Here is a 12,127-nt window from a genome sequence, read left to right on the forward strand (position 1 = left end):
CGTCTGGGCTGCGCCCGACTCGGGGCGCGGCCCGGCTGCGGGCGGCCCGGCTGCGCGCGGCTCGGTCGCGCGCGTCCCGGCTGCGAGCGGCTCAGCCGCAGGTGACCTCGCGCCCGGCCGGGTCGACGTACTCGCCCGAGCCGAGCTGGGCGCAGGTCGCCGACAGGCGCGCCAGGTAGTCGAGGGCGCTGACCCCGTAGACGATGCTCGCGATCAGCACGACGCCTCCGATCGCGACGCCGATCAGGGCCAGCCGACGAGAGAAGCCGGCGCGCGACGAGCGGTGGGCGGCGACCAGCCCGAGCACGATGCCGAGCGGCGCGAAGAAGACGCCGAAGACGACCGACGCGACGGCCAGGCCGTGCCCCGGGTCGTCGTGCCGCGGCCGCGGAGCGTCCCACACGTCGTCGTCGGCGGGTGCGAAGTACGAGTCGAAGTCGGCGTCGTGGGCACGGTGCTCGGGTGCGCGCGTGCCCTCCGCAGCGGACCCGGCTGCGCCTTGACCGGACGGCGTGCGCTCGGGCGCTTCGGGCGACCAGGTCTGCGGGGCGACCGTCGCGGTCGACGCGACCCGTGCCTCCGGCAGGGTGTTCACCGGCCGAGGAGGCGCGGCGAGGGGGATCGAGCGATCCTCACCGGGTGCGGGTCGGGTGAAGCGCGCCCACGGCGACGGGGGTCGCGGCGTGGACTGGTCGGTCATGCGTCCACGGTAGTACGCCATGATGGGATCGACCTCGGCCCTCCGGGCCGGGCCCGACCTTGCGATGGAGCATCACGATGAGAATCGGAATCCTCACCAGCGGCGGCGACTGCCCTGGACTCAACGCCGTCATCCGCGGAGCCGTCCTCAAGGGCACGCAGATCCACGGGCAGGAGTTCGTCGGGTTCCGCGACGGCTGGCGGGGGGTGGTCGACGCCGACATCGTGCCTCTCGTCCGCAAGGACATCCAGGGCATCGCGAAGCAGGGCGGCACGATCCTCGGCACGAGCCGCACGAACCCCTTCGAGGGCGACGGCGGCGTGGCGCGCATCACCGAGAACATGGAGCGCCACGGCATCGACGCCATGATCGCGATCGGCGGCGAGGGCACCCTCGCGGCCGCCAAGCGCCTGACCGACGCCGGCCTCAAGATCGTCGGCGTGCCGAAGACGGTCGACAACGACCTCGGCGCCACCGACTACACCTTCGGCTTCGACACGGCCGTGCAGATCGCGACCGACGCGATGGACCGCCTCCGCACCACGGGCGAGTCGCACAGCCGCTGCATGGTGGCCGAGGTCATGGGCCGCCACGTCGGCTGGATCGCGCTGCACTCGGGCATGGCGTCGGGTGCGCACGCGATCCTCATCCCCGAGCAGGCGACGAGCATGGACCAGATCGTCGCGTGGGTGAAGTCCGCCTACGACCGCGGGCGCGCACCGCTGGTGGTCGTCGCCGAGGGCTTCGTGCCCGACCAGGGCACCGACGTGCACTCCGAGCGCGGTCTCGACGCCTTCGGCCGCCCTCGTCTCGGCGGCATCGGCGAGCGCCTCGCCCCCATCATCGAGGAGCGCACCGGCATCGAGACCCGCGCGACGACGCTGGGGCACATCCAGCGCGGCGGCACCCCGACGTCGTACGACCGGGTGCTCGCGACGCGTCTCGGTCTCGCGGCGAGCGACGCCGTGCAGGAGGGGCGCTGGGGTCGCATGGTCGCCCTGCGCGGCACCGACATCGTGCACGTCTCGTTCGAGGAGGCGCTCGACAGCCTGAAGACCGTGCCGCAGCACCGTTACGACGAGGCCGCGATCCTCTTCGGCTGAGCCGAGGAGGCGCGGGTCGCCTCCACACGGACGGATCCGTCCACATTCCCCCGTGCAGGCGAGGCGCGAGGCGTCGTCATCTGACAGTCTCGATGCATGGTCACGTTCATCGTCGTCGGGTCGGTGGGGCTCGTCGTCCTCCTGGTCAGCATCGTCGTGGGTGATCTGCTCGACGTCTTCGACATCGGCGACGGCCTCGTCTCGGGCGTCGCCGTCGGCGCGGCGCTCGCCATCTTCGGCCTGGCCGGCATCGTCACGCTGCAGAGCGGTCTGCCCCCGGGGTGGACGTACGCGATCGCCGTCGCGATGGCGCTCGTCGCCCTCGTGCTGATCCAGATCGTCATCCGCCGCGTGACCAGACGCGAGACCGGCGGCCACTGGTCGCCCGTCGGCTTCGTCGGCACCGCCACCGAGACCATCACGCCGACCGGCGGCGAGGTCCGGCTCGACGGCGTCCGCGAACTCGAGCGGCGTCTCGCCGTCAGCGACGTGCGCATCGAGCGCGGCACCCGCATCCGCGTGGTGGCCGAGTCCGGGCCGCGCGTCGAGGTCGTGCGCGACGACTCCGAGCCGACCCGCGCCTCCTAGGCTCCCCCGGCCCGCCGGGCCCCCCGACAACCGCCCTGCACCACCGAAAGAGAAACGAGAAGCCCTGTGGACTTCATCTCCGGCAACACCAGCGTCGTCGCCATCGTCGTCGCGGTCGTCATCGCCATCGCGCTGCTGTCGTTCATCGCCAGCCGCGTGCGCCGCGTCCCGCCGAACGAGGCGCTGATCGTCGTCGGCCGTGGTGCCGAGCGCTCCGAGGGCGGCGGCATCTCGAGCCCGCAGAAGGTGATCATCGGGGGCCGCACGTTCGTCTGGCCCATCTTCCAAGAGGGATTCAAGCTCAGCCTCGAGCAGTACCAGACCCCCGTCGAGGTCCAGGCGATCGACGCCAACTACATCCGCACCGCGGTCAAGGCCACGGTCAACTTCAAGGTCACCGGCACCGAAGACGGCGTGCGCCGCGCCGCCCAGCGCTACCTGCTGCAGCAGCAGCAGCTGCCGGTCATCGTGCAGCAGTCGCTCGAGGGCTCGATCCGCGGTCTGATCGGCGGGCAGCCGGTCGACGACCTGGTCAAGAACTTCTCGCGCCTCGCGGCCGACGCCGTCAACGAGACGAAGGGCGAGCTCGCCGAGCTCGGTCTGCAGATCGAGACGATGAACATCCGCGAGATCGAGACCCCGGGCAGCACCTACCTCGCCGACCGCGGTCGCGCCGAGGCGGCCGTCGCCAAGCAGAACGCCGACGTCGCCGAGGCGGAGGCCGAGCGCATCGCCGCCCTGGCCCGCATCGGCAACACGCAGCAGACCGCCGAGCGTCAGCTGCAGCTCGACGTGCGCCAGGCGCAGATCAAGGCCGAGACCGACCGCGCCAACGCCGAGGCCTCCGCCGCCGGCGAGCTGGCCCGTGCCACGCAAGACAAGCTGGTCGCCGAGCAGGAGAGCATCGCCGTCGCCGAGCAGGCCAAGGTCAACCAGGAGCGCCTGAACATCGACGTGCGTCAGCCCGCCGAGGCCGCCGCGTACGCCGCCGTCCAGAACGCCGAGGCCGAGCGCGACGCCGCCAACGCCGCCGTCGAGGCCGAGGCGTTCCGCCGCACGCAGCTCGCCGACGCCGCCCGCGCCGCCGCCGAGAACGAGGCCGCAGCCGTCGAGGCCGCCGGTCGCGCCGAGGCCGCGGCCATCAAGGCGAAGGGTCTGGCCGAGGCCGAGGCCGTCGACGCCCTCGCCGAGGCGCAGGGCAAGTTCGGCCAGGCGGCGCTCGCGTCGCAGGTCATCTCGCGCCTGCCCGACATCGCCCGCGAGATGGCGGCGCCGATGAGCAACATCGACACCCTCACCGTCGTGTCGACGGACGGGGCGAACGAGCTCACCAAGTCGGTGGCGAACAACATGACACAGCTGCAGGACGTCGTCAAGGCCACGACGGGTCTCGACCTCGTCGGTGCCCTGGGCGGGTTCCTGGGCGGGCGTGCCGGCGCGGCGCCCGACTCGACCGTCGGCACGTCGCCTCTGGGCACCACGCCGCGCACCACGCCGCGCGACTCCGCGTAGCCTGACGCCCATGCGAGCCGTCGTCGTCGAGAAGGGTCATCCCGCGTCTCTCCGAGAGGTGGGGCCCGTGCCCGACGGCGACGGCCTCGAGCCCGGCCAGGTCGTCGTCGACGTCCTCTGGTCGGGCCTGAACTTCAAAGACGGGCTCGCCCTCGCGGGCGACCCGGGTGTCGCACGGGTCAGCCCGCTCGTGCCGGGCATCGACCTCGTCGGGACGATCGCGGCCGTCGGGCCGGTCTCGGGCGGCGGGCCGGTCTCGGGCGGCGGGCCGGTTTCGAGCGTCGCATCCTCATCTGCCTCCGCGTCGCCCGCGTCGCCCGCGTCGTTCGCGGTCGGCGACCTGGTGGTCGCCACGGGCGCGGGTCTCGGCGAGACGCGAGACGGCGGCTACGCCGAACGCGCCATCGTCGACACCGCCACGCTCGTCGCCGTGCCCGACGGCATCGACGCCCGGCGTGCGGCCGCGATCGGCACCGCCGGTCTGACCGCGATGCTCAGCGTGCTCCGTCTCGAGCGCGACGTGCGGCCGGGCGACGGCGAGATCGTCGTCACCGGCGCCGCCGGAGGTGTCGGGTCGGTGGCCGTCGCCGTCTTGAGCCGGCTCGGGTACTCGGTCACCGCCTCCTCGGGTCGGGCCGACGAGCTGGGTCCGTACCTGCGGTCGCTGGGCGCCTCGTCCGTCATCGACCGCGCCGAGCTCGGCGAGCAGGGGAAGCCGCTCCGGCGCCCCCGCTGGGCCGGCGCCGTCGACTCGGTCGGCAGCACGACCCTCGCGAGCGTGCTCGCCGAGACCGCCTGGGGCGGCACGGTCACGGCCTGCGGCCTCGCTCAGGGCTCGGACCTCGCGACGACGGTGCTGCCGTTCATCCTGCGGTCGGTCACCCTGGCGGGCATCGACTCGGTGCAGGCCCCCCTGGCACTCCGCCAGGAGGCGTGGTCGCGGCTCGCGACCGACCTCGACCTCGAGCTGCTCGACTCGCTCACCACCGAGACGACCCTCGACGAGGTCGTCGCCCTCGGCCCCGAGATCGTCGCCGGGCGCGTGCGCGGACGCACGGTCGTGCGCGTGGGCGCCTGACACGACGGGCTCCGGCGGAACCCCGATGGTCGGCCCCGAGGGCGGGGCCGTGAGCGTGGGGCCTCGACACGGTTCGCAGCGGTCGAGTAAAGTACCGGATAATCGATACTTCCTCGCGCATTGAAGGTCTGATACATGCCCATCCCTACCGGCCCCGAGAACCCGGCCCCCCGCCGTCTCCTCCGTGACGTCGTGTTCGACAAGATGCTGTCCGCGATCGAAGACGGCACGCTGCAGCCCGGCGAGCGCCTCAACGACGACGAGCTGGTCACCTGGCTCGGCGTCTCGCGCACTCCCATCCGCGAGGCGATCGCCAAGCTGGTCGACTACGGCCTCGTCGAGATGGAGGCCAACCGCTACACGCGCATCGCGATGCCCGACTTCGATCTCTATCGGCACGCGCTGCAGGTGTACGCCGGGCTGAACGAGTTGACGGCGCGGTGGGCGATCCCGCTGCTCTCCGACTCCGACGTCGACGAGTTCACGGCCCTGGTCGACACGGCCCTCGGCCGCCTCGACGCCCGCGACGTCGGCGGCCTCGGCGACTTCCAGGCCGTGCCGGCGTACCTCCGCACGAAGGTCGGCAACCCGCTGCTCGACAGCGCCGAGCGCCTCGTCAACGCGCGGGTCATGTTCATGTCGAAGCCCGTGCTCAACCACTGGCAGTGGGAGCTCACGACGGACTTCCTGAACCGCATCCGCGAGGCCGTGCGCCGACGCGACATCGACCTCGCCATCGCCGCGTTCATCCCGTTGAACGAGGCGAACCTCCGCCACCTCGAGGCCGTCGAGGTCGACGGGGCCCTCCTCTCGACCCCGTCGTGACCCCGCTCGGACACTGAGCCGCAGCACAGCAAGACCGCACCACCGCAAGACAGCACCACAGCACCACAGCACCACAGCACCACAGCACCACAGCACCACAGCGAGACCGCACCACAGCACCGCCTCATGTGCGGGCCGACGCAGGGAAGTCGGCCCGCACCTCCCACCCTCCGCCCGACCCAGGAGTGCCCGATGCCGATCCCCACGCTCACCGACCAGCCGCCCGCCCCCCGCCGCCTGCTGCGCGACGTCGTCTACGACAAGATGTTCGACGCGATCATCGACGGCACCCTCGAGTTCGGCGAACGACTGAACGACGACCAGCTGGTCGCCTGGCTCGGCGTCTCGCGCACGCCCGTCCGCGAGGCCATCGCGAAGCTCGCCGACCAGGCGCTCGTCGACATCGAGGCGAACCGGTACACGCGCATCGTGCACCCGACCTTCGACGAGTTCGTCGACACCATCGATGTCGGTTACGCCGTCTGGGCGCTCTTCGTCGAGCGCGGTGTCGCGCGTCTGGGTGCCGCTCAGCGCACCGAGGCCCTGAAGATCCTCGACGCCCGCGCGAAGGCGTTCGCGGCGAAGAAGCCCGAAGACGACCGCGCGCTCGTCCGCTTCAACGAGCTGCTGCTCGAGGCCAGCGCGAGCACCTCGCTGGCGCGACTGTGGGCGAACACCGGCCCGCGCCTCCTGCTGCTGATCCGTCGCCCGTCGTCGCAGGGTCTGTTCGACTTCGACGCGGCCCTCGCGTTCACGAGGACGCTGCGCGACGCGGTCGCCGAGGGCGACGCCCAGGCCGCGGCCGAGGCGGTCCGCACGCAGCCCGAGCGTCTGGCCGAGTTCCACGAGCAGGTCCGCGAGGCGGGCGTCTACCTCTCGTGACGCCGACGTCGATCACGTCGAGCACCGCACCAGTGGTGCTCGACGTGGCCGACGTCCGGGTCGCCCGTGCGGGTCGCGATCTGCTCGCCGGAGTCTCGATGCGCGTGCGGGTAGCCGAGCACTGGGCCCTGATCGGTCCGAACGGGGCGGGCAAGACGACGCTGCTCACCCTCTGCGGCGCCCTCGGTCACCCCACCTCGGGCACGGTCGACGTGCTGGGGCGGCGGCTCGGTCGCGTCGACCTGAGCGAGCTGCGCCGGCGCATCGGCCACGTCGACCCGCGGCATCGCATGCTGCGCGACAACACGGTGCACGAGGTGGTGCTGACCGGGCTCACCGGCAGCAGCGACCCCGTCGCCCGTTGGTCGCCGACACCCGCCGAGGAGGCGCGGGCACGATCGCTGACCGCCTCCGTCGGACTCGGGGCCCGCTCCACGGCCCGCTGGTCGGTGCTCTCGCAAGGAGAGCGGGGTCGCGCCCTGATCGCCCGCGCGCTGCTCGCGTCGCCCGCGCTGCTGCTGCTGGACGAGCCCGCGACGGGTCTCGACGTCGCCGCGCGCGAGCACCTGCTCGACACCCTCGACGAGGTGCGGGCGAGCCACCCCGACGTCGCCTCGGTGACGGTCACGCATCATCTCGAGGACCTGCCGGCCAGCACGAGTCACGCGGTGCTGCTGCGCGACGGACGCGTCTTCGCGCAGGGGCCGGCCGACGACGTGCTGACCTCGGAGCTCGTCTCGGCGGCGTTCGACCACCCGCTGGTGATCGAGCGCGTCGCCGGCCGCTGGTCTGCGCGCACCCGGCGGTCCGGCCCGGCCTCATCGATGTGACCCGAAACGGGCCCTCAGCCGGTGCCGATGCCACTTTCGGGTCACTTCGATGCTTGCGGCGGGCCGGGAAGGGCCCAGCGGGGCCGCCGGCCGGCGACGCGCACCTGGCGGGGCCGCCCGGCGTCATCGATGTGACCCGAAACGGGCCCTCGGCCGGTGCCGACGCCCCCTTCGGGTCACTTCGATGCTTGCGGCGGGCCGGGCCGGCCCAGCCGGGCCGGGCCGGGCCCGGCCTGCGCGCACCCGGCGGGGCCGCCCGGCGGCATCGAGGTGACCCGAAACGGGCCCTCGGTCGGCGCCGACACCCCCTACGGGTCACCTCGATGCTTGCGGCGCGCGGGGAAGGGGCTAGCCGGGCCGCCGGCCGGCGACGCGCACCCCGCGGGGCCGCCCGGCGGCATCGAAGTGACCCGGAAGGGGCCCTCGGCTTGTGCCGATGCCCCTTTCGGGTCACTTCGATGAGCGAGCCGGGCCGACTAGCGGCCCAGCCGCTAGCCGGCGGCGGGCGCCGTCGCGGCCGCGGCGGCCTTGGCGGCCGCAGGCAGCGCGTCGAGGATCCGCGACACCGCAGTCTCGTCGTGCGCCGCCGTGACGAACCAGGCCTCGTACACCGACGGCGGCAGGTTCACCCCGGCGTCGAGCATCGCGTGGAAGAACGGCGGGTAGCGCCAGGTCTGCTGGGCGCGGACGTCGTCGTAGTCTCGCGGGGCGTCGGGTGTGAAGGCGAACGAGAAGAGCGAACCGGCGCGCTGCACGGTGTGCTCGACGCCCTCGGCCGACAGGGCCTCCGAGACGGCGACCGACAGCCGGTCGGCGACCGAGTCGAGCGTCGCGTAGACCTCGGGAGTCGCGAGTCGGAGCGTCGCGGTGCCGGCCGCCACGGCGACCGGGTTGCCGCTCAACGTGCCGGCCTGGTAGACGGGGCCGAGAGGGGCGAGGTAGTCCATCACGTCGGCACGTCCGCCGAGCGCCGCCAACGGCATGCCCCCGCCGATGACCTTGCCGAATGTGACGAGGTCGGGCTCCCACCCGCTGCCGTCGGGGACGACGTCGGCGGCCTCGAGACCCCACCAGCCGGCGGGCCCGACCCGGAACCCGGTCAGCACCTCGTCGACGATCAGCAGCGAGCCGTTGCTGCGGGTGATCTCGGAGAGACTGCGGTTGAACCCGCGTCGCGGGGCGAGGACGCCCATGTTGGCAGCGGCGGCCTCGACGATGACGGCGGCGATCCGAGGTCCGTGCTCGGCGAACGCCTGACGGACGGCGTCGAGGTCGTTGTACGGCAGCACGAGGGTCTGCGCCGCGGTCGCCTCGGTGATGCCGGCCGAGCCGGGCATCGAGAGCGTCGCGACACCCGAGCCGGCCTCGGCCAGCAGCGAGTCGGAGTGGCCGTGGTAGTGACCGGCGAACTTCACCAGCAGGTCGCGACCCGTGAAGCCGCGGGCGAGCCGGATGGCGGTCATGGTCGCCTCGGTGCCGGTGGACACCATGCGGATCTTGCCGATCGGCCGGGCGTCGCCCACGGAGACGCGCTCGCGCACGAGCTCGGCGAGCTCGGTCTCACCCGGCGTCGACGCCCCGAACGACAGGCCGCGCGCGGCCGCCTGCTGCACGGCCTCGAGAACCTCGGGGTGCGTGTGGCCGAGGATGGCCGGACCCCACGACGCGACCAGGTCGACGTACTCGCGACCCTCGGTGTCGGTGACGTATGCCCCCTTCGCACCCACCAGGAACCGGGGCGTGCCCCCGACCGAGCCGTAGGCGCGGACGGGCGAGTTCACCCCGCCGGGGATGGAGCGCTTCGCTCGGGCGAAGAAGCCGTCGTTGGTGCGGTCGTCGCGGTCGATGCCCATCAGATGCGTCCTTCCCGGAGGCGCGTGGCCAGTTCGGTCGCCCAGTACGTCAGGATCGCGTCGGCCCCGGCGCGCTTGATCGACAGCACGCTCTCGTACGACGCGGCGTCGAGGTCGATCCAGCCGTTGGCGGCGGCGGCCTGGATCATCGCGTACTCGCCGCTGATCTGGTACGCCCAGACCGGGACGGTGCTCGTGGCGGCGGTCTCGGCGAGCACGTCGAGGTAGCTCATGGCCGGCTTCACCATCACGATGTCGGCACCCTCGGCGATGTCGAGGTCGACCTCGCGGAGACCCTCACGGCCGTTGGCCGCGTCGAGCTGGTACGTACGGCGGTCGCCCACGAGCGTCGACTGGACCGCCTCGCGGAACGGCCCGTAGAACGCCGAGGCGTACTTCGCCGAGTACGCCAGCAACGCGGTGTTCGAGAAGCCGGCCTCGTCGAGGGCGTCGCGGGCCGAGCCGATCTGGCCGTCCATCATGCCGCTCATGCCGATCAGCTGCGAGCCCGCCTCGGCCTGCACGACTGCCATCGCGTCGTAGCGCTCGAGCGTCGCGTCGTTGTCGACCGAGCCGTCCGCCGCGAGGACGCCGCAGTGGCCGTGGTCGGTGAACTCGTCGAGGCAGAGGTCGGTCTGCACGACGAGGGCGCCCTGCGCCGCGTCGACGGCGACCCGGGTCGCGACGTTGAGGATGCCCTCGGGGTCGGTGGCCCCCGAGCCCACGGCGTCCTTCTCCAGCGGCACGCCGAACAGCATGACGCCGCCGACACCGGCCTCGGCGGCCTCGGCGACCGCATGCGGGAGGCTGCTGAGGCTGTGGTGCACGACACCCGGCATGGACGAGATCTCGGCGGGTGAGTCGATGCCCTCTCGCACGAACATGGGCAGCACGAGGTCGGACGGGTGGAGGCGCGTCTCGGCCGTCAGCCGGCGGAGGGCGGGGGTGGCGCGCAGCCGACGGGGGCGCACGCGGGGGAACTCTGACATCAGTCTTTCTCGGGATCGGAGTGGCGTCCGTCGAGGGCGTGGTCGACCACGGCCTGGACGAGGGCGGCCGCCGAGCGGGTCTCGGCGATCAGGTGCACCGGCAAGCCGGCGGCGCGGGCGTCGAACGCCGTGCGCGGCCCGATGCAGGCGACGAGTGTGCTGGCGGGCAGCGGGGCGAGCTGCGCCGCGATCTGCCGGGCGACGCTGCCCGAGGTGATGAGGATGACGCCGATGTCGCCCGAGCGGACGCCGGTCGCGACGGGCTCGGAGACCTCGACGCCGACGGTGCGGTAGGCGGCGACGAACTCGGCGTCGAAGCCGCGCTCGGAGAGACCGGCGACGAGGGTCGGCTCGGCCAGGTCGGACTGCGGCACGAGCACGCGACCCTGGACGTCGTCTCGGGGCCACTCCTTGACGAGGCCCCGGGCCGAGTTGTCGCCCTCGGGCACGAAGTCCACGCGGTACCCCGACAGCGTCAGGGCCGCGGCCGTCGTCTCGCCCACGGCGGCGATGCGGGTCGAGGCCGGGGGCCGGATGCCGTTGCCGACGAGGACGTCGACCGTGGTGGCGCTCGTCACGACGAGCCAGTCGTAGACGCCGGCCTCGAGTCGTGCCAGGGCGGCCGCGAGCAGCTCGGGCGTCTCGGCGGGTGCGAAGTTGATCATCGGGGCGATGACCGGGGCGGCGCCGTGCGCACGGAGCGCCGCGGCCACACCGTCGCCCCACTTGCCGCCCCGGGGCACGAGGACGCGGGTGCCCTTGAGCGGCCGCTCGGCCGTCACGAGGCGCTCCCCACCGGGTCTCCGCCGGAGGGCCCGCCGCCGATCGGGGCGAGCTCGGCCGCCCCGAGCTCGAGCAGCTCGTCGACGACGCGGCCGGCGACCTCGGCGACGTCGACCAGCTGCGTCTCGAGCGGGCCGTCGTCGAGCGAGACGGCGTGCGACGAGCTGACCGTGCCGGCGCCCTCGGGGCTGTAGACCGTGGCGCTGAGCAGCAGCAGACCGGCGTCGACCACGGCCGAGGCGCCGATCGGCGCGGCGCACCCCGCCTCGAGCCGCGCCAGCACCTGACGCTCGGCCGAGACGACCAGACGCGTGTCGCGGTCGTCGATCGCGGCGAGGCCGCGGGCGAGGGTCTCGTCGGGGTCGCCCTCGCGGACCTCGACGGCCAGCGAGCCCTGGCCGGGGGCGGTGGGCCACCAGCCGAGACCGAGCAGGTCGGTCGCGGCGTCGAGGCGCCCGAGACGCCCCAGACCGGCGGCGGACAGCAGGACGGCGTCGAGATCGTCTCCGACCCGGCGGAGGCGCGTGTCGACGTTGCCGCGGATGTCCACGACCTCGAGATCCGGTCGTCGTGCCAGCAGCTGGGCGGCGCGACGCGGTGACCCCGTGCCGACCCGGGAGCCCTGCGGCAGGGTCTCGAGGGTCAACCCGTCGCGGGCGCAGAGGGCGTCGCGGGCGTCGGCACGACCGGGTGTCGCGCCGATGACGAGCCCGGGGTGCGAGGCGGTCGGCAGGTCTTTCAGGCTGTGGACGACCACGTCGCACTCGTCGACCAGAAGCGCCGAGCGCAGCGCGCTGGCGAAGACGCCCGTGCCCCCGAGGCTGGCGAGCGACTCGCCCGTCGCCTGGGTGCGGTCGCCCTCGGTCTTGATGCGGATGAGCTCGACGTCGGCGCCCGTCTCGCGGGCGAGCCGCTCGGCGATCGTGGTCGACTGGGCGACGGCGAGTGCGCTGCCGCGGGTTCCGATGCGAAGTGTCGTCACAG

General features: G+C 73.2%; 12 protein-coding genes. 7 read left to right on the top strand and 5 right to left on the bottom strand.

Annotated features, from left to right (window positions below; translation table 11 throughout):
- Positions 1-91 precede the first annotated feature (91 nt).
- The gene (locus ACZ6JE_RS06260; RefSeq protein WP_464318475.1) at positions 92-700 is read right to left on the bottom strand and encodes a hypothetical protein; all 609 of its coding nucleotides are present in this window, start codon (positions 698-700) and stop codon (positions 92-94) included.
- 77 nt (positions 701-777) lie between these two features.
- On the opposite strand from ACZ6JE_RS06260, the gene ACZ6JE_RS06265 reads away from it, so the two are divergent.
- From ACZ6JE_RS06265 to ACZ6JE_RS06295, 7 genes are all read left to right on the top strand, one after another.
- Positions 778-1,803: a 6-phosphofructokinase gene (locus ACZ6JE_RS06265; protein WP_192061155.1), complete on the top strand. Its 1,026-nt coding sequence runs from the start codon at positions 778-780 to the stop codon at positions 1,801-1,803.
- Between the two features lie 96 nt (positions 1,804-1,899).
- Positions 1,900-2,391 carry an NfeD family protein gene (locus tag ACZ6JE_RS06270; RefSeq protein ID WP_192061156.1) on the top strand — a complete coding sequence of 164 codons (492 nt, stop codon included), beginning with the start codon at positions 1,900-1,902 and terminating at the stop codon, positions 2,389-2,391.
- A 66-nt stretch (positions 2,392-2,457) separates the two neighbouring features.
- Positions 2,458-3,903, top strand: a complete 1,446-nt coding sequence (locus tag ACZ6JE_RS06275; protein WP_464318476.1) for an SPFH domain-containing protein — start codon at positions 2,458-2,460, stop codon at positions 3,901-3,903.
- 10 nt (positions 3,904-3,913) lie between these two features.
- Positions 3,914-4,981: an acrylyl-CoA reductase family protein gene (locus ACZ6JE_RS06280; RefSeq protein ID WP_464318477.1), complete on the top strand. Its 1,068-nt coding sequence runs from the start codon at positions 3,914-3,916 to the stop codon at positions 4,979-4,981.
- Positions 4,982-5,116: 135 nt separating this feature from the next.
- Positions 5,117-5,806: a GntR family transcriptional regulator gene (locus ACZ6JE_RS06285; RefSeq protein WP_464318478.1), complete on the top strand. Its 690-nt coding sequence runs from the start codon at positions 5,117-5,119 to the stop codon at positions 5,804-5,806.
- A 192-nt stretch (positions 5,807-5,998) separates the two neighbouring features.
- Positions 5,999-6,688 carry a GntR family transcriptional regulator gene (locus tag ACZ6JE_RS06290; protein WP_464318479.1) on the top strand — a complete coding sequence of 230 codons (690 nt, stop codon included), beginning with the start codon at positions 5,999-6,001 and terminating at the stop codon, positions 6,686-6,688.
- Positions 6,685-7,518 carry an ABC transporter ATP-binding protein gene (locus tag ACZ6JE_RS06295; protein ID WP_464318480.1) on the top strand — a complete coding sequence of 278 codons (834 nt, stop codon included), beginning with the start codon at positions 6,685-6,687 and terminating at the stop codon, positions 7,516-7,518. Before ACZ6JE_RS06290 ends, ACZ6JE_RS06295 begins: the two co-directional genes overlap by 4 nt.
- Before the next feature lie 491 nt (positions 7,519-8,009).
- On the opposite strand, the gene hemL is transcribed toward ACZ6JE_RS06295, so the two are convergent.
- The 4 genes from hemL to hemC are packed head-to-tail and all read right to left on the bottom strand — an operon-like array spanning position 8,010 to position 12,125.
- Complete coding sequence (gene hemL, locus ACZ6JE_RS06300) at positions 8,010-9,371, bottom strand: glutamate-1-semialdehyde 2,1-aminomutase (protein ID WP_243215015.1); 1,362 nt, start codon at positions 9,369-9,371, stop codon at positions 8,010-8,012.
- Positions 9,371-10,360: a porphobilinogen synthase gene (gene hemB / locus ACZ6JE_RS06305; RefSeq protein ID WP_320477668.1), complete on the bottom strand. Its 990-nt coding sequence runs from the start codon at positions 10,358-10,360 to the stop codon at positions 9,371-9,373. Before hemB ends, hemL begins: the two co-directional genes overlap by 1 nt.
- The gene (locus ACZ6JE_RS06310) at positions 10,360-11,142 is read right to left on the bottom strand and encodes a uroporphyrinogen-III synthase (protein WP_243215013.1); all 783 of its coding nucleotides are present in this window, start codon (positions 11,140-11,142) and stop codon (positions 10,360-10,362) included. Before ACZ6JE_RS06310 ends, hemB begins: the two co-directional genes overlap by 1 nt.
- Entirely contained in the window at positions 11,139-12,125 is a 987-nt protein-coding gene (gene hemC, locus ACZ6JE_RS06315; RefSeq protein ID WP_463463849.1) for a hydroxymethylbilane synthase, read from the bottom strand. Before hemC ends, ACZ6JE_RS06310 begins: the two co-directional genes overlap by 4 nt.
- Between the last annotated feature and the right edge of the window lie 2 nt (positions 12,126-12,127).

Source organism: Frigoribacterium sp. AC759 (assembly GCF_979256015.1).